This is a genomic window from Novosphingobium sp. 32-60-15, from assembly GCF_002280675.1.
GTDB lineage: Bacteria > Pseudomonadota > Alphaproteobacteria > Sphingomonadales > Sphingomonadaceae > Novosphingobium.
Map to the genome: position 1 here is coordinate 84526 of NZ_NCEN01000007.1, position 18101 is coordinate 102626.

Sequence of the window (18101 nt, forward strand, 5' to 3'; positions counted from 1 at the left end):
GCCGCACCGATATGTGTTTGGGGCATGATGGTGCGGGCAATTCCAATCACAACAGGCTTCGATTCTTCTGCCGTTTTGCGTATGCTGATGACAGCAACCAACGGCTGACGCGCTGATGTCTGGCGGCGCATCCCACCCAATTTTGGCCGACAGCGAAATCTATCGCATCCTGTTCGAAAGCATGGATGACGGATTTTGCGTGATCGAATTTGTCGATAGCGCGCACGGCCCTTTGAGCGATTATCTCCACTTGGTCGCCAACTCCGCGTATGAGCGGCATACTGGCATTTCGAACGTCGTTGGGCAGCGCTTACGCGATATCGTTCCGGATGAGGCAGACAATTGGATCGCCTTTTACGGCAAGGTCTTGCACACCGGTGAGCCAATCCGGTTCCGCAATGAACTGGTCGCGACGGGCCGCCATCTTGAAGTGTCTTCGTTCCGCTTGGGTTCGTTTGAAAACAAGCTCGTCGCCGTTTTGTTCAAGGACGTCACGGACAAGGTCCGCGCTGAAGTGGCACTTCAGTCTCTTAACGAAACGCTTGAACAGCGTGTTGCCGATGCCTTGGCACAGCGTGAACAGGCTGAAAGCGCGCTCCGTCAGGCCCAGAAGATGGAAGCTGTCGGCCAATTGACCGGCGGCCTTGCGCATGATTTCAACAACCTGCTGGCTGGTATCACCGGATCGTTTGAGATGATCGCAAGGCGACTTGAACAAGGTCGTACCGATGATGCAGAACGCTATGTGACTGCGGGCCTTAGCGCCGCACGCCGCGCAGCATCGTTGACGCACCGGTTGCTTGCCTTTTCACGCCGGCAAACGCTTTCGCCTCGCCCCACCGCCATCAACGCGCTGCTTGTCGAATTCCTCGAACTGGTCCGCCGTACGGTCGGCCCTGAAATCACCGTTACCACCGCATGCGATGACAATTTGTGGCACACACTGGTAGATGCCAATCAATTGGAAAACGCCATGCTCAATCTGTGCATCAACGCACGCGACGCGATGCCCGATGGCGGCATGCTGACCATCGAGGCGCTTAATCTCCAACTCCATGGTGAAGACGCGTTCAAGCGTGGTCTGGCTGCAGGCGAATATGTCGCCATTACCGTGAGCGATACGGGCGTGGGCATTGCGCCAGAAGATATCGACCGCGTCTTCGAACCGTTTTTCACCACCAAACCCATGGGGCGAGGCACAGGCCTTGGCTTGTCGATGGTCTATGGCTTTGCCCGTCAGAGCAACGGCATAGTCCGTGTACGGTCCGATCCGGGCCAGGGCACGCAAGTGCGGATTTATCTTCCGCGCCACCACGGCTTGGACGAAGAATTTGACCAGAGCGCAACCGGCCCGGTGGGCGCTGCACAACCCGGTGCGCGGATATTGGTCGTCGATGATGAACCGACCGTGCGAATGATGATGGTCGACGCACTCGGGTTGCTGGATTTCGATTGTATCGAAGCGCACGATGGCCCTTCGGCGTTGGCGATGCTTGAACAAAACCCCCGGCTCGATCTGTTGGTTACAGATGTCGGTTTGCCCGGCGGACTGAATGGCAGACAAGTGGCAGATGAAGCCCGGCGGCGTCAGCCCGGCCTCAAAGTCCTTTTCGTCACAGGCTATGCTGACAGCGTGGTCCTGCAAAAAGACTCAACCGAAGCAGGTGTTGCCGTGTTGACCAAACCTTTTGCCATCGATGATCTGCAGAGCCGAGCGATAAGGCTTCTGGAAATGGTCTGGAATCCGGGTCCATCGGTTTAGGCGGCCTGCCTAGACGTTCCGCTCATAAAGCCAGACCGTCGCGCCGTCAGACAGAATGTGGTCATCATAGCGCGTGAACCCCAGCCGATTGGCCAGGCGGATCGATGCTGCGTTTTCGGGTTCGATCATGCAGGCAATGCGGCTGCGCCCGTGATGTGTATCAAACCAATCCAGCGCCGTAACCATCGCTTCTGTGGCATAGCCTTTGCCCCAATGGTCGTGCGCCAGCATCCACGCCGCTTCGGGCACGTCGTCCAGACCTTTGGCAAACCCGCGCAGCGTATGGAAGACGCCCGCCTGGCCGATAAAGGCACCACTCGCTCTCTCCCAGACCATGAACATGCCATAGCCATAGAGTTGCCACGATCCGGCCCCGCGCATCGCGCGGCCGAACATGTCGGCTGTGGGATTTTCAGCGGGCGGACCAAGAAAGCGCTGTACCTGCGGATCAGCAACCAGATCACGCAGCCGGATGTAATCGTCGCGCCCGGCAAGGCTTAACACCAAGCGTTCACTCTCCAACTGAGGGAATGCTGTCACAGCGCCAGATCAAGCGCGTGGAGCGTCAACCCCACCAGCCCGCCAACCAGCGTGCCGTTGATGCGGATAAACTGGAGGTCACGCCCGACCGCCCCTTCAATCCGGTCCGTCACCGTGCGGGCATCCCAACGCTTGACGGTTTCGGACACCAGACGCACAATCTGTGCGCCATATCGCGTGGCAACGCCCACCAACGTACGGCGGGCAAAGCGATTGACCACGCGCTGCAAGCCGGTGTCGCGCTGCAGGGCGTGGCCCAATTCGGCAAGGCTTGCGCCAAACTGCCCGCCCAGCGCCCCTTGGGGGTTACGCACCATTTCCAGCATGCGCGCGCGGCCACGCTCCCACAGACCATCAAGCCAACGGGCAAAAGCAGGGTTGGCCAATACCTCGCGCTTCATCTGTTCAACTTTGTCGCGCATCGCCGGATTGTGGACCAGATCGTGCGCCAATGTTTGCAAACCGTCTTCAATTTTGACGCGGACGGGGTGATCTGGAACGACCAATGTCTCGGCCAGCAGTTTATAGATGCCATCAAGCACGGCGTTGGCCAGTTTTTCATCCAGCCCAGTCCAGCGCAGGATCGTATTGGCCCGCTCGTGAATCATGGTCTTGATCATCGGCTCGTTGGCCTCGATCGTGTCGGCGGTTTTGCGGATCAGGCTTTCGATCACCGCCATGTGCCGCCCATCAGCAATCGCTGCGCCAATCAACTGGCCAAGCAGGGGCGCAAGGTCGATCTTCTCAAGCTGGTTGCGCAATGCGCCTTTGGCCAGACCGCCCAGTTCATCGGGATCAAGCGATTCCAGAATGTCGGCCACAAGCCCTGCCGCGCCATCGCGCAAGCGGCTTTCGCCGGTACGCGGATCTGCCAGAAACCCGCCCATTGCAGCCGCAGCATTCAAAGCTCCCATGCGCCGCGCGACGACTTGGGGGGTAAGGAAATTGCTTTGCAGAAATGCCGCCATCGTATCGGCTATGCGGTCTTTGTTCTCCGGGATAATCGCCGTGTGCGGGATGGGGATGCCCAAAGGATGTCGGAACAGCGCCGTTACGGCAAACCAATCGGCCAGCCCCCCCACCATTGCTGCTTCGGCAAAAGCCCGGACAAACCCGAATGCTGGATGAACATGTTCGACTTGCCGCATGCCGATATAGACCGCGGCCATCACGATCAGCAGGCACGTCGCTACGATCCGCATGCGCCGCGCCCGGTCAACAGGCCCTGCAGGCCGCAACCGGAAGGTCCGCCGGGGGTTGGAGGGTGCTGCCAAAACGTTGCGATCGGCGGATGGTGTCGGAGATGCGGTCACTCCGCCGGGAATGCATCGGGCGACTTTTCGTTCCATGCCCCCGGCTCCTGGCCCAGAACTTTGCGGGACAGCCACGGCCCTATGCGCTTTTCAATGCCGTCGGCCAGACTGAAGCCCGCAGGCACAATCAGCAGCGTGAGCAGCGTAGATAGCGTCAAGCCGCCGATCACCACAATCCCCATTGGTGCGCGCCAGCCCGAGTCCGAACCGATCGTTACCGCAGTAGGAATCATGCCCGCCACCATCGCCACGGTCGTCATCACAATAGGTTGCGCGCGTTTGTGGCCAGCCTCGGTAATCGCGGCAAGTTTATCCTTGCCCGCCGCCATCTCTTCAATCGCAAAGTCGATCAGCAGGATCGAATTTTTGGCGACAATCCCGAACAGCATCAGAATGCCGATGAACACCGGCATCGACAACGATTGTCCGGTAATCGCAATGGCAATCAAGCCACCCAAGGGGGCCAGGAACAGCGACCCCATGTTGACCAGCGGTGAGATGAAGCGGTGATAAAGCAACACCAGCACCGAAAATACCAGCAGAATGCCCGCGCCCAGCGCGATGCCAAAGCTGTTGAGCATCTCTGCTTGGAACTTGTCCTCACCCGCCGCTGTATTTGAAACACCTTGGGGCAGGTTTTTCATGATGGGCAGTTTCATGATCTCCGTCATCGCATCGCCCTTAACGACACCGGGTGGCAAATCGGCACCGACGAAGACGCGGCGGTTTTGGTTGTAGCGCTGAATCTGTGTTGGCCCTGAACCAAACGAAATTTCCGCAACGCGCGACAGAGGAACAGACCCACCCGAAACCGTCGGCACGGGAAGATTTTCCAGAGTCGACAAATCGCGGCGCGATTCCACGGGCAATTTGACGCGGATCGGCACCTGACGGTCAGACAAAGAGAACTTTGCGCTGTTCTGGTCGATCTCGCCTTGGGTTGCGATGCGGATTACCTGGCTTAACGCCTGCGTGGTCACGCCAAGGTCAGCGGCAAGGTTCAAGCGCGGCTTGATGATAACCTCGGGCCGGCGCAAATCTGCGCTAATGCGTGGCGCAACCACTTGCGGCAGCGCGCTCATTTCCTCGACCAAGGTTTGTGCCGCTTTTTGCAAGGCTACCGGATCGGATCCTGCAAGCATGATGCTGATCGGACGGCCTGAACTCCCGCCTGGACCGCCGGGACCATTGGACACGAAGTTGGTCCGTACGTCGGCAACTTTTTGCAAACGCGGTGTCATCTCACGCTCGAAATCGATGCTCGAACGCTCACGGTCTTTTCGCAGGTTCAAATAGATTGTCGCCTTGGCTTCACGCACAGATGCCAGCGTCGATTCAAGCTCTTGTTCACGGCTCAAGATATCGACAATTTCGCTGACCTTACGATCTGTCTGCGCCAAAGTGGTGCCCGGCACCATCTCGATGCTGACCTGGCTTGAATCGCTATCACTATTGGGGAAAAACTGGCTTGGGATCGAATAGCCCATCAGCAACGTCAGCAAGAACGCGACCAACCCGATGCCCATCATCCAGACACGGTGGTCAAACAGCCGCGCCATGAACCGGCGCCGTGGATGCTTCTGGCGATAGGCGTTTGCTTTAGACGTATCGAGCGACCAACCGAGCACTTTCATGTAGCGGTCCATCCACACGCCGCCGCCATGTTCAGCCTCACCGTGGGCCTTGAGGAAATAGGCTGCGATCATCGGGGTGATCATACGCGCGACCAGCAATGAAAACAGCACCGCGATCACAACGGTCAAGCCGAAGTTCTTGAAAAATTGACCCGAAACGCCGGGCATCAATGCCACCGGGAAGAACACTGCAACAATCGAGAATGTCGTGGCGACAACCGCAAGGCCAATTTCGTCGGCTGCGTCAATCGACGCCTGATAAGCGGATTTTCCCATGCGCATATGCCGCACGATATTTTCGATCTCGACGATCGCATCGTCCACCAGAACACCGGCGACAAGGCCCAGCGCGAGCAATGACATCTGGTTGAGCGTGAAGCCCATCAGATCGAGGACCCAGAACGTCGGGATCGACGATAGCGGAATGGCCACTGCCGAAACAATCGTCGCGCGCCAGTCCCGCAAGAAGAAGAACACGACGATCACCGCCAGAATAGCACCTTCGACCATGGCGTTCATTGATGAGCGGTACTGATCCTTGGTGTACTTCACTGACGTGAACAGTTCGACGAAATGGATCTTGCCGTTCTGCTCTTTTTCGAGGTTGCGCAATTCCACGACCGCACTGTCAAACACCGACACGTCAGATTCGCCGCGTGCGCGTGAAACCGAGAAGGTCACCACCGGCTTGCCATTGAATTTCGCAATCGAGATCAATTCGCTAAAGCTATCGCGAACATCAGCCACTTCAGACAAACGCACCGTCCGGCCGTTGGCAAGGCCGATCTCGGTTTGTGACAACTCGTAAGCTGTCTGGGCGTTGCCCAGCACACGAACCGACTGGCGTGATCCGGCAATCTCGGTGCGGCCACCTGCTGCGTTGATATTTACCTGCCGCAGCGATGCGTTGACCTGTGCAGCGGTAACGCCCAACGAGCTCATTCGCGCAGGATCAATTGTCACGGCGATTTCGCGGCTGACCCCGCCGGATCGGCTGACTTCAGCCATACCTTCAACCGTCAGCAATCGCTTGGCTACCGTATCGTCAATGTACCAAGACAATTGCTCTAGGGTCATGTCATCAGCAGCGACTGCAAAATAAGCGATCGGCTCTGAAGACGTTTCAACCTTGAACACTTGTGGTTCAAGGATGCCCTCGGGCAGATCGCTGCGGATCTGATCGACCTGATTTTTGACCTCGTTGACCGCTGAATTGATGTCTTCACCGATCTTGAACTGGACCATCGTCTGGCTGTTGCCTTCAGACGCGGTCGAGGTCAGCGTATCGACGCCAGCAATTGAGCGTACGGCAGATTCAACGCGCTGCGTAATCTGATTTTCAATTTCCGTAGGCGCTGCACCGGGCTGCGCGATGGAAACAATAACAACCGGAAATTCTATGTCCGGATTGTCCTGCACTTTCATTTGGGAGAACGAGACCAGTCCGGCCAGCGTTAACCCCAGGAACAAGACAATCGGCACGACCGGGTTGCGGATGCACCAGGCCGAAATGTTCTGAAAATTCATGACCGTTACTTCGCCTGCACCGGCAGATTCTGCGCGGGTTTGGCAGGCGTCGATTGGCTTTGCATCGGAACGGGTTGCACAAGATCGCCCGAATTCAGGAATCCACCGGCGCGCAGGACAATCTTTTCAGTGCCCGAAATTCCCTCGATAACCGAAATGCCCTTTGCGCTTACTTCGCCGGTCTTCACATCGCGGCGCTGCACTTTGTTGTCCGGTCCGACGACAAAGACATACGTGCCCTTTTCATCGCTCAAAATAGCGGATTCAGGCAAGAGGGGTGCAACGATGGTACCTGAACGCAACGCAGCGTTGGCAAAACCACCCGGCCGCAAGGCTGCGTCATAGCCGAGCGCGATCCGCGCGATGCCCTGGCGTGATTGCTGGTCGATTGTTGGAGCAAGCTGCCATACCTGACCCGTCAACACGCGAGTCGTTCCAACGGGCGTGACATCGGCAGTGCTGCCGATCGCAATGCGGCCCATATCCGCTTCGGAAAGCCGCGCCTGCAATTCCATCTCACCATCGCGCGCCAACGAAAACAACACGCCGCTGCCCGAACTGACCACCTGGCCCGGCTCAACCGCGCGGGTCAGGACAAGGCCTGCGGCAGGTGCCACAATGTTCAGCCGCGCTGCGCGTGCCCCCAATTCGCCCAGCCCGGCACGGGCGACGCGCACACGCGCCACCGCTGCATCGCGGGTGGCCGTAAGACGATCTATGTCTGCTTTTGAAATGAAGCCCTTGGCCACCAACTTTAACGCGCGGTCAAGATTGGCTTGCGCCAACCGTGCATCGGCATCGGCAACAGCAACATTGGCAGATTGGCTGGCTATTTGTTGGGTTTGAACTTCGCGATCAATCACCGCCAGTACCTGGCCTGCCCGCACCCAATCGCCAGCATCAACCAAGACTTGTGTCACTTGACCGCCTTCACCGGCCACACCCACCGGCATTTGGCGGCGGGCAGCAATGGTGCCAGTGACGTTAATCGCAGCAGTAATTGTAGTCTGGCCCGGAACGACGACCGACACGACTTGCGCTTGACCCGCGACATCGGCGCCATCGTCTGCTGTTCCACCACCGTGCATGGCCCACCAGGCACCAACAACCAGAAGCGCAACGATAGCGCCAATAACCCACTTGCGCCGCGAAGAAGGCGCTTGCCCACCGGAACCTGAAAGCGTGTTCAGTTCGTGAGAATTGCTGGCGTCGATAGTCGTTTCGTAATTCATGCTTTTCACTGCCTTCGTTCCATGTCGGTGCGAAGGCTGGCCCCTTCATGCTTGAGTAGGTGTGTTACTTCAATAACGCACTGGCCGCAAGCATCGCGGCGTTACCACTGTGGCGCATTAGTTGCCGACAATAGACCTGCTTCCGACAAGTGGCAATTATGTCTCGACAAAGGACTTAAGCCGAAATGGAGAACGTGTCTTTCTTGCACCTGTAACTTTTTGTAACGCCCGACAGGCGCGTTTATCGCAACTTTCGTTATGGTTACAGCGCGCGGCTTGATCGGCAAATATGGCCCAAAGACCTTTACGCGCTCATCGCACAAAACGACGGCCGCCTTTCCGGAGGAAAGACGGCCGTCGTGGATGGAGCTATGGATGGAGTTGGTTTTAAACGTTAATATTTAAGCTGGCGCTCATACAAATCGCGATAATGCTGAATGCGCGTTACCCGCAGACCCTGCATGCCGGATCGATCAACCGCGCGTTGCCACGAAGCGAATTCCTCAAGCGTCAGGTTGTAGCGCTCGCACACCTCGTCGATTGTCAGCAGGCCACCGTTGACCGCTGCAACCACTTCGGCTTTGCGACGGACAACCCAGCGCGTGGTGCTGGGTGGCGGAAGGCTGTCCACAGTCAAGGGCTCCCCAAGGGGGCCGATCACTTGTGCAGGGCGTATCTTCTGGTTCTCGATCATATCAGTCTCGTTCTTCAGCGAGGCCCGGCCGCAGGGCGACCGTCTGTTCGATGTGTTGTGCCCAATTGCGCTTTGCCATTCGCTGAAGAGACTGGGTTAACAAGGCATTCACCTTCTGCTGATTGCGTTGAAACGCCCGAAAATCCCGTTGCGATGATTCGTGCTGCCTGTCCGTGAAAACTGCCGGTAAAAATTGCTTCTTCTCCGGCACTTGCCGACGCCAACACCCGGCGCAGATCCTGCACAGCGGCTATGCGCGAGCACAGCTCATGCCAAGTCATTGGACGCAGTCCGCCCCCAATTTCAGGTGGGACGAAGGCGCCGGGTTGGTTAAAGCTCATATCCATCGCCAAACGGTGTACGGTCGATACCGCTAAGGTCCGGTAAAGAGGCCATTTAACTTTTGTTGATGATCCTTACCGGCAGTTCAGACCTGCCCTTTCTGCCTCAGGAATACGCGGCTTTGCCCTTGTTTGAAAAAGCGCCTATGGCCGCCAAATGTCCGTAATCTCCGCACTTCCCGACCTGTCTGATCTGTTTGACCTGCCGCAGCCACTAAGTGCAAAACGCATTGTTGTGGCGATGTCCGGCGGCGTTGACAGCTCGGTCGTGGCCGGAATCGCCGCAGCCAGCGGCGCAGAAGTGATCGGCGTCACCCTCCAACTGTACGATTATGGGGCAGCTACCGGGCGCAAAGGTGCGTGTTGCGCAGGCGACGACATCCGCGACGCGCGCAATGTCGCCGACCGGCTTGGCATCGCCCATTACGTTTTCGACCACGAATCAAGTTTTCGCGCCGAAGTGGTCGAGCGATTCGCTGATGATTATTTGGCCGGGCGCACCCCCATCCCGTGTGTGCGCTGTAATATGGGCCCGAAATTCACCGATCTGTTCAAGATGGCGCGCGATCTTGGCGCAGATTGCCTTGCCACGGGACATTATGTGCAACGCGTGATGGGCGCGGCTGGCCCTGAATTGCACCGCGCCGCTGATCCGGCGCGCGACCAGTCCTACTTCCTTTATGGCACCACCGATGCGCAGCTCGAATTCTTGCGCTTTCCCCTGGGCGGCTTGCCCAAGTCAGAAACCCGCCGCATTGCGCAGGAACTGGGCCTGACCGTGGCGGGCAAGCCTGATAGCCAGGACATCTGTTTCGTGCCTGATGGCGATTATGCCAAAGTCGTACGTTCGGTCCGTCCCGAAGGCGATGCTCCGGGCGAAATCGTTCATGCTGCCACCGGCGAAGTGCTCGGCACGCATCGCGGCATCATACACTATACTGTCGGCCAGCGCCGTGGTCTTGAAATCGGGGGCCAGCCCGAACCGCTGTATGTGGTCGGGCTTGATGCTGCGAATCGCCGCGTGCTGGCAGGCCCGCGCCAGTTGCTGGCCGTGGGCCATGCCACGATCATCGAAACCAATCGCATAGGCCCCATGCCGCAAGGGCCGCTGACAGCCAAAGTGCGATCAATGGCAAAGCCTGTGCCGGTCACGCTGGAGGGTGCATTCGGCGAAAACGCTTCGGCGACGATCCGCTTCCATCAACCGGAATACGGCGTTGCGCCGGGTCAGGCGGCGGTGATCTATTCAGGCGAACGCGTGGTTGGCGGTGGCTGGATCGACACGACCGGGCCGTGGATCGGCTGACCTTTCCCGATCACTTCCACGTATCAAGCACGCAGCCCCAACCATTGCGGTACGTAGCCTTGTCACTGACGATCAGGGCGAATCGCGCGGTGACGCTGCGCTCGTCCACATTCTCGCTTAACGTCACCAGTTCCATCCCCGGTTCAAAGTCCTGCTTGCAATCGGACAAGGCGCGCCCGCCGACAAACCGGCACGAACATGCAACGCGCGCCCCGTAGCTGGCACCGGTCTGGGCAAAGCTGCGCAAAGGCGACAGAAACAGCGCAACCAGCGCAGCGATTAAAGCCAAAATCAGCAGCACCCAGCGCAACCAGCGCCTGCGCCGTGGCGCGATGGTCAGTGACGGAGCTGTGGGGGAACTGTGGTTGCCGGTTGCCATCGATACGCGTTCTGGTGGAAGGACAGACCTGATGGCCCGCCACATGCTCTCCCTTATCCTGCCCTTTGCGATGCTGCCAGCCTTGGCATCATGTTCGCAGGGGACGAACGCGCCTGAAGGGCCAGCGCCGATTTCGGCACAGGCGCTGAAGGCCGTCGTCAAGAACCCCGGCGTCAACCGCGAAGACCTCGCCCGTGCAGTCGATGCGCTGTTTGCGCCAGAAGCAGCCGAAACCCGTGCATTGATCGTCATGCACAATGGCCGGATCGTGGCCGAACGTTATGGCGCGGGCGTGCATGAGAACACGCGCCTGGTCAGCTGGTCGATGGCAAAGTCGATCACCGGCGTGATGATCGGCATGTTGGTGTCCGATGGGCGCTTGCGGCTTGATGAAACAGCGCCGGTGCCGGCGTGGCAGCGTTCAGGGGATCCGCGCGGCGAGATTACGCTGCGCCAGCTATTGCAAATGCGCTCCGGCCTGCGCCACGCCGAGGCGATCGACCCAGTCTATGAATCAGACGAAGTGCGGATGCTGTTTCTTGACGGACGTGACGATATGGCCCGCTATGCCGAGGACCAGCCGCTGGAAGCCGAACCTGGCCGCCAGTTTGAATATTCCACCGCCAGCAGCGTAATTCTGGCCGATCTTGCAGCGCGGGTGCTTTCGCCCGCACCCGATCCCGAAAGCCGCCGCCGAGCGGTGGCGGAATATCTGCGGACGCGGTTGTTTGAACCGGCAAAGATGAAATCCATGCTGCCCGAATTTGACCGCGCGGGTACACTGGTCGGCGGATCGCTGATTCATGGCACCGCGCGTGATTGGGCGCGCTTTGGTGATTTCCTGCGTACCAAGGGGTCTGTCGGTGGCGCGCAGATCATTCCGCGCCAATGGATCGACTTCATGGTCACGCCCAGCCCGCGCGAGTCGCAATATGGCGCTCAAGTCTGGCTGAACCGCAAGCCGACCAAGGGCGAAGCGTCGCTCTTTCCCGATCGCGGCCCAAAAGACCTTTACGCCTGCATCGGCCACCTTGGCCAATATGTGCTGGTCAGCCCCGGCAGCGGCCTTGTTGTGGTGCGCCTTGGCAAAACGCAGGACGATAAACTGTGGCCGGTGGTGGACAGGCTTGCCGATATCGTCGCGCTGTACCGCTAGGGCAGGCGGAACAGGCCTTCGACGACAGTCACGCACGAGCCGCCGAGCAACACGCGATCCCCTTCGAGGCGGCAAGCAAAATCTGCCCCCCGCGCCGATGCCTGGTGGGCAGAAAAGCTGTTACGCCCCAGGCGCTTGGTCCAGAACGGGGTTAGTGCGGCATGGGCTGAACCTGTGGCTGCGTCTTCATCAATGCCCACTCCGGGAACGAACACGCGGCTGACCACATCTGCGCCCGAAGCGTGACCGACACCCAAAGCCGTTGCGATGAACTGCACGTCACCCCATGCGGCCAAGGCTTTGAAATCAGGGGTGAGCGCCATCACGTCTGCAACCGAGGCATAGAGGAAGATGTTGTATTCCCCGCCGCGCCATACCTCTTGCGGAACAACCCCACCCAACAGGGGCAGCGCTTCGTCAAAAGCGGCGAGTGCAGTTTCCATCGCGGGCAATGACAATGCATAAACATCGCCGTCGTGAACATCACCGGCGCGCGCCACTTCGAGAATGCCCACCTGACGCGTCGCAAAAGTCACCCGGCCGCGCATCGGGTCTTGCGCCAGCACGACATGGCCTGATGCCAGAGTGGCGTGGCCGCACATGGCCACTTCTGCCGCAGGGGTGAACCAGCGCAGTTCAAAGTCCGCAGCGCCGCTATGATCGGGCACGAGGAACGCGGTTTCGGCAAACATGTTTTCTGTGCCAATGGCTTGAAGCGTCGAGTCCTCGGGCCAGGCTTCCAGCATCATCACCGCTGCCTGATTGCCTTTCAGCGGCGTGGCGGTGAAGGCATCGACATGGAAATAGGGAACTTTGCTGTCGGTCACGCTGCGGGTGTTCCCGTTATTGGTGCACCTTGCGCCAGAATGGCGGGGCTGGTGCCGTCAGTTGCAGGGGCCAGAAGGTTCTCCGCGCCCATCGCTTCTTCGTCCACCAGTCCTTCTGGATCGGGATGGATCAGGATTTCGACGCCGGGAAATTCCGCCATGAGCTTGTCCTCGATCTCGTCCATCACCGTGTGCGCCTGTGTCACGGTCATCCGGCCATCGACCCAGACATGGAACTGCACGAAATCGCGGTTGCCGCTGGTGCGGGTGCGCAGATCATGCAGCCCGCGCAATTCGGGGTGCTGCGCGACAACTTGCAAAAACCGCTCGCGCTTTTCGAGCGGCCATTCGTGATCCATCAACTGTTCAATCGCCACTTGCGATGCGCCCCATGCGCCCCATGCCAGCCAGATGGCGATGCCGAACGCGAACACAGCGTCAGCGCCTGCGATTCCGGCATAAGTATCAAGCAGCAGCGCCGCGATGACCGCGACGTTGAGGAACAAGTCCGACTTGTAGTGCACATTGTCAGTGCTGATCGCGAGGCTGCCTGTCTTGCGGATGACATGGCGTTGGTAGGCCAGCAGCGCAAACGTGGCAGCCAGCGCAATGGTTGAAACGATCACGCCCGATTCGGCTTCGGCCACTTTGCCACCGCCGAAGAACTGTCCGACCGCGCGGAAAGCCAAGCCAATGGCCGAGATCGAGATCAGCACGACCTGAAACATCGCGGCCAGAGCCTCGGCCTTGCCATGGCCAAAGCGGTGATTGTGATCATCGGGCTGCGCCGCAACCCACACGCCCAGCAGAGTGGCAAGGCTGGCAATCAGATCCAGTGAGGTATCGGCCAATGACCCCAGCATCGCGGTGGAGCCGGTGGAAATGACCGCCCACGCCTTCATCCCCACAAGCATGATAGCCACCGCAATGCTGGCCAGCGCCGCCTTGCGGTTCAGATCGTTGTGGTTTTGGGTGGTGGTCATGTCCATGTGCAGGGCCTTAGGGGTAAAGCAGGGTGCTGGTCCAGCCGCCCGCTCCATCGGTAACAAAGCGGCGGCGTTCGTGCAGGCGATAATCGCGGTCCTGCCAGAATTCGATGGCCGTGGGCATTACACGATAGCCCGACCAATGCGCCGGACGCGCAATGTCGCCATCGGGATATTGCGCGCGCAGAGCCTCTACGCGATCAAGATAGGTCTGGCGGTCGGGCAAGGGCCGCGATTGATCGGACGCGGCAGACCCCAATCGCGATTCGGGATGGCGGCTGGCGAAATAGGCGTCGGCTTCTTCAGGGCTGACTTCGGCAATCGGGCCTTCGATGCGGATCTGGCGGCGCAGCGATTTCCAGTGGAACAACAGCGCGACATGAGGATTGGCCGCCAGCTCTCCACCCTTGCGGCTGTGGAAGTTGGTATAGAACACAAAGCCGTCAGGCCCATGGCCTTTGAGCAGGACCATGCGGACCGAAGGCAAGCCATCGGCCGTGGCAGTGGCCAGTGCCATCGCGTTTGGATCGTTCGGTTCGCTTATCCCCGCTTGCGCAAACCATGATTCGAAGATCGCGTGGGGATCGGAGTGGGGGATGGCATCGGACGTCTGTTCAGAATTCACGAGAGTTTCCTGACAAGGTTTTCACAGTTTAGAGTGTCCAGAGGGACAATCACAGAGCTTCCCGATGAAGCACGACACCCCGCCTTATCGGCGTTTGCGGGCAGCATGACCATGATCAGGATCAATTGCATCGCCGAAAGACCTACTCCTGCGACATCTAGGTGGAAAGGCAACCTTGCGGGCAGGCGCGCTTAATCCTAGCTAAGGCGCATGGCTGATCCTTATTCAATTTTGGGCGTTCCCCGCAGTGCAAGCGAGAAGGACATCAAGTCCGCCTATCGCAAGCTTGCCAAGGAATTGCACCCCGACACCAACAAAGACAATCCCAAGGCGACCGAGCGCTTTTCCGAAGTGACCCGCGCCTATGATTTGCTGTCTGATCGCGACAAGCGCGCCAAGTTTGACCGTGGCGAGATTGACGCCGATGGCAATCCGGCAGGCGGATTTGGCGGCGGTTTCGGGGGTGGCGGCTTTGGCGGTGGCAATCCGCGCGGCCACCAGGGCGGCTTTGGCGACGCTCCTGAAGGCATCGACCTGGGCGATATTTTTGAAGGCCTGTTCGGTGGCCGTGGCGGTATGGGCGGCGGCGGTATGGGTGGCGGCGGAATGGGTGGTGCCGGAATGGGTGGCGGCGCAAGACGCGGCCCGCCGCCCAAGGGGGCGAACGTCAATTACCGGCTGCTCGTGCCGTTCGTTGATGCCGCAACCCGCGCCAACCAGCGTATAACGTTGTCAGGCGGCAAGACGATTGACCTGAAACTTCCGGCAGGATTGGAGCATGGCCAGCAAATGCGGCTGAGCGGCAAGGGTGAGCCCGGCCCGGGCGGCAATGGCGATGCCATCGTCACCATCGAGATCGGCGCGCATCCGTTTTATGAACGTGACGGCGACAATATTCGCATGGATTTGCCAATTACTTTGGCAGAAGCAGTGCATGGCGCAAAAGTGAAAGTGCCAACTGTCGATGGCGCGGTGATGCTGACCGTGGCACCCGGAACATCCAGCGGGCGCACGCTGCGGCTGAAAGGCCGGGGCTTTTCACGCAAGGATGCCACACGCGGCGATCAGCTGGTGACGCTGCAAATTGACATTCCCGCAGATGATCCGGACCTGAAAGCGCGTCTCGATGGTTGGCAAGACATGAGAGACATTCGAAGCAAATTTGGTGGCTGAGGCTGCGCCCGACGACCTGCCACCGGGCGCGCATCCGCTTATCGACGTGCCCGATCTATCGCCTGAGGCACGGCGTCGCGAAGCTTTGCGTTGGCGCGCGGGCATGGCCGAAGCGCGGGAAAAGTTGGGTCCGGGCAGTCGTGCTTGGGGCATAACCAAGCGCATTGTCGTTGGCGCGTGGAATGACGGATCAATCCATGCAGGCAACCTTGCCTATATGATGATCATCGCGCTGTTCCCGTTTTTCATCACCGCCGCTGCCATATTTTCAGCCATTGGCGAGCCCAGCCAGCGGTCAGCGGCGATCAATACCGTGCTTATCACTTTACCCCCGGTGGTGGCCGATGTGATCGAGCCTGTGGCGCGTAGTGTGATCGAGGCCCGCAGCGGCTGGCTGCTGTGGATCGGCGGATTTTTCGGGCTGTGGACAGTCGGCAGCCTGATCGAAACAGTGCGCGACATCTTGCGCCGCGCTTATGGCACAAGGTGGGAGCACGCTTTCTGGCGGTATCGTCTGGCATCGACCGGAATCACTCTGGCGTCAGTCGTCCTGATCCTGCTTTCGATCATTGCGCAGGTGATTATCGGCACCGCGCAGGAAGTGATCGAAGCGTTTTTGCCGCAATTCAACGAACTGGTCGGCATGCTATCTTTAAGCCGGATCGCGCCGGCTTTCATCCTCTACGGTGCATTGTGGCTTTTGTTCATTTCGTTAACCCCGGGTGCATATCGGGGGCGCAATTATCCCAAATGGCCGGGCGCGCTGTTCGTAACCCTTTGGTGGATCGGGGTAACAACTGCGCTACCCACAGTTTTGCGGACCTTTTTTTCCTATGATTTGACCTATGGCAGCCTTGCCGGAATGATGATCGCTCTTTTCTTTTTCTATCTGGTGGGCTTAGGGATGGTGGTTGGGGCCGAACTCAACGCCGCGCTGGCCGAAACACCGGAGGAGCGTGACATGTTGGGACAAGCCGATGACCGCGAACGCGCGGTTGCAAAGACGACGAGAAGCGAGACTGAAAGCGCATGACAGGACTGATGCAGGGAAAGCGGGGCCTGATCATGGGCCTTGCCAACGACAAATCGCTCGCATGGGGCATTGCCCAGAAGTTGAGCGAACAGGGCGCGGAATTGGCGTTCTCCTATCAGGGCGAGGCGCTGGCCAAGCGCGTGCGCCCGCTGGCCGAAAGCCTTGGCAGCGATTTCCTGATCGAATGCGACGTGTCCGACATGGACGCGCTCGACACCACGTTTGAAACATTGAAAGCGCGCTGGCCGACGATCGACTTCATCGTCCACGCCATAGGCTATTCCGACAAGACGCAGTTGCGCGGCAAGTTTTACGACACCACGCTCGACAACTTTTTGATGACGATGAACATTTCGGCCTACAGCCTGGTGGCCGTGACCAAGCGTGCGGCTGAAATGATGCCAAACGGCGGGTCCATCGTCACGCTGACCTATTACGGCGCGGAAAAGGTTGTGCCGCATTACAACGTGATGGGCGTGGCCAAGGCCGCGCTGGAAGCCAGCGTCAAATATCTTGCCAACGATTGCGGGCCGATGGGCATCCGCGTGAATGCCATTTCAGCTGGCCCGATCAAGACACTGGCCGCCAGCGGCATCGGCGATTTCCGCTACATCCTGAAGTGGAACGAATTGAACAGCCCGCTGCGCCGGAACGTGACCATCGATGATGTCGGCGGCGCAGGGCTGTACCTGCTGTCAGACCTGGCATCGGGCGTGACCGGCGAAACGCACCATGTGGATGCAGGCTATCACACCATCGGCATGAAGCAGGAAGACGCCCCGGACATCGCGCTAAGCTGAGGCAAGCTTAGTCCTGAATTCGCGAAGCGAAGGTGTTTCGCGCAGAGCCGCAGAGGAAGCAGAGGCCGCGAAGAGGAAGTGCGCAACTTCTCTGCGCTCTTCGCCTCCTTTGCGCCTCTGCGCGAAACCTTTTATAGCGCTACGCGATCAGGGTTGTGCAGGTGCCGTTGGCGCTTCAACGCCATCGCGTTCGCGCTTGAGGCGGGCTTCGTATTCTTTTTCGATTTGTTCGACGCGCGCCTGTTCCGCTGCCGCGTCTGCATCCAACGTCTGCAGGCGCTTGGCGCGTTCGTCTTCGATCAGCTTGCCAAATTGCACGTCCGAAGACGTCTTCTTTTCGGCATAGGCGCGGTCGATCAGTTTGGCGACGCAACCGGTTGCACCGCCAGCGCCAACTGCCGAGCACGAATTGGTGCCGAATGCGCCAACCGTTTCATAAGCCCGCACGCGCTGGCTCCACGATTGGTTGGCAATCGCATTGGGGTTGTCGCGAAGGGCCTTGGGAATGCGGAAACGCTCTTCCTCTTCCTTGCGCGCGCAAACTGTGATCGTGCCATCTGCCGATGCGGGGCACGGATCATCCCCATAAACGATGATCTGGTTCACGCGCTCTCCGGCAGGATCGGTCAGCGCGGGGTCCTGCGCGTGGGCCGGGACAGCAAACGCGCTGACGGCAAGCAGGGCGGCAGGAATCAGGCGCTTCATCATCGGTCTCCGGTAAGCTTATCCCTGATATAGGGCCGCCCCGCTGTGAATGGTAGATGAAGCCGCGT

The 18101-nt window shown here is 59.1% G+C and carries 16 protein-coding genes; 6 read left to right on the forward strand and 10 right to left on the reverse strand.

Annotated elements, in window-relative coordinates; all coding sequences use genetic code 11:
• The first annotated feature begins 142 nt into the window (after positions 1–142).
• Positions 143–1762: an ATP-binding protein gene (locus B7Y89_RS07370; RefSeq protein WP_292937179.1), complete on the forward strand. Its 1620-nt coding sequence runs from the start codon at positions 143–145 to the stop codon at positions 1760–1762.
• 9 nt (positions 1763–1771) lie between these two features.
• On the opposite strand, the gene B7Y89_RS07375 is transcribed toward B7Y89_RS07370, so the two are convergent.
• The 5 genes from B7Y89_RS07375 to B7Y89_RS07395 form a co-directional block, all read right to left on the reverse strand.
• Entirely contained in the window at positions 1772–2302 is a 531-nt protein-coding gene (locus tag B7Y89_RS07375) for a GNAT family N-acetyltransferase (protein ID WP_292937181.1), read from the reverse strand.
• Positions 2299–3504, reverse strand: a complete 1206-nt coding sequence (locus B7Y89_RS07380) for a DUF445 domain-containing protein (protein ID WP_292937183.1) — start codon at positions 3502–3504, stop codon at positions 2299–2301. Before B7Y89_RS07380 ends, B7Y89_RS07375 begins: the two co-directional genes overlap by 4 nt.
• A 107-nt stretch (positions 3505–3611) precedes the next feature.
• Positions 3612–6776, reverse strand: coding sequence for an efflux RND transporter permease subunit (locus B7Y89_RS07385; RefSeq protein WP_292937185.1), 3165 nt, complete (start codon positions 6774–6776; stop codon positions 3612–3614).
• Positions 6777–6781: 5 nt separating this feature from the next.
• The gene (locus tag B7Y89_RS07390; RefSeq protein ID WP_292937187.1) at positions 6782–8008 is read right to left on the reverse strand and encodes an efflux RND transporter periplasmic adaptor subunit; all 1227 of its coding nucleotides are present in this window, start codon (positions 8006–8008) and stop codon (positions 6782–6784) included.
• Between the two features lie 394 nt (positions 8009–8402).
• Complete coding sequence (locus tag B7Y89_RS07395) at positions 8403–8702, reverse strand: DUF1153 domain-containing protein (protein ID WP_292937189.1); 300 nt, start codon at positions 8700–8702, stop codon at positions 8403–8405.
• A gap of 498 nt (positions 8703–9200) precedes the next feature.
• Here B7Y89_RS07395 and mnmA point away from each other — a divergent pair, with 498 nt between their 5' ends.
• Entirely contained in the window at positions 9201–10349 is a 1149-nt protein-coding gene (mnmA, locus tag B7Y89_RS07400) for a tRNA 2-thiouridine(34) synthase MnmA (RefSeq protein WP_292937191.1), read from the forward strand.
• A gap of 10 nt (positions 10350–10359) precedes the next feature.
• On the opposite strand, the gene B7Y89_RS07405 is transcribed toward mnmA, so the two are convergent.
• Positions 10360–10773 carry a hypothetical protein gene (locus B7Y89_RS07405; protein WP_292937192.1) on the reverse strand — a complete coding sequence of 138 codons (414 nt, stop codon included), beginning with the start codon at positions 10771–10773 and terminating at the stop codon, positions 10360–10362.
• On the opposite strand from B7Y89_RS07405, the gene B7Y89_RS07410 reads away from it, so the two are divergent.
• Complete coding sequence (locus B7Y89_RS07410; RefSeq protein WP_292937193.1) at positions 10760–11884, forward strand: serine hydrolase; 1125 nt, start codon at positions 10760–10762, stop codon at positions 11882–11884. The genes B7Y89_RS07405 and B7Y89_RS07410 overlap by 14 nt on opposite strands.
• Here B7Y89_RS07410 and B7Y89_RS07415 read toward each other — a convergent pair.
• From B7Y89_RS07415 to pdxH, 3 genes are read right to left on the reverse strand one after another with little or no spacing between them, the layout of a single operon-like run.
• The gene (locus tag B7Y89_RS07415) at positions 11881–12711 is read right to left on the reverse strand and encodes a PhzF family phenazine biosynthesis protein (protein WP_292937194.1); all 831 of its coding nucleotides are present in this window, start codon (positions 12709–12711) and stop codon (positions 11881–11883) included. The genes B7Y89_RS07410 and B7Y89_RS07415 overlap by 4 nt on opposite strands.
• Entirely contained in the window at positions 12708–13700 is a 993-nt protein-coding gene (locus B7Y89_RS07420; RefSeq protein ID WP_292937195.1) for a cation diffusion facilitator family transporter, read from the reverse strand. Before B7Y89_RS07420 ends, B7Y89_RS07415 begins: the two co-directional genes overlap by 4 nt.
• Positions 13701–13710: 10 nt before the next feature.
• Positions 13711–14322 carry a pyridoxamine 5'-phosphate oxidase gene (gene pdxH / locus B7Y89_RS07425; RefSeq protein WP_292937196.1) on the reverse strand — a complete coding sequence of 204 codons (612 nt, stop codon included), beginning with the start codon at positions 14320–14322 and terminating at the stop codon, positions 13711–13713.
• 210 nt (positions 14323–14532) lie between these two features.
• Here pdxH and B7Y89_RS07430 point away from each other — a divergent pair, with 210 nt between their 5' ends.
• The 3 genes from B7Y89_RS07430 to fabI are packed head-to-tail and all read left to right on the forward strand — an operon-like array spanning position 14533 to position 17328.
• On the forward strand, positions 14533–15495 hold the full coding sequence (locus B7Y89_RS07430) for a DnaJ C-terminal domain-containing protein (protein ID WP_292937197.1): 963 nt from the start codon (positions 14533–14535) through the stop codon (positions 15493–15495).
• On the forward strand, positions 15488–16528 hold the full coding sequence (locus tag B7Y89_RS07435; protein WP_292937198.1) for a YihY/virulence factor BrkB family protein: 1041 nt from the start codon (positions 15488–15490) through the stop codon (positions 16526–16528). The genes B7Y89_RS07430 and B7Y89_RS07435 overlap by 8 nt, the downstream gene beginning before the upstream one ends.
• Complete coding sequence (fabI, locus tag B7Y89_RS07440; RefSeq protein ID WP_292937200.1) at positions 16525–17328, forward strand: enoyl-ACP reductase FabI; 804 nt, start codon at positions 16525–16527, stop codon at positions 17326–17328. Before B7Y89_RS07435 ends, fabI begins: the two co-directional genes overlap by 4 nt.
• A 147-nt stretch (positions 17329–17475) precedes the next feature.
• Here the strand turns inward: fabI and B7Y89_RS07445 are convergent, their stop codons facing one another.
• Positions 17476–18033 (reverse strand): hypothetical protein, encoded by a 558-nt coding sequence (locus B7Y89_RS07445; protein ID WP_366415829.1) that lies wholly within the window; start codon positions 18031–18033, stop codon positions 17476–17478.
• Positions 18034–18101: the final 68 nt, after the last annotated feature.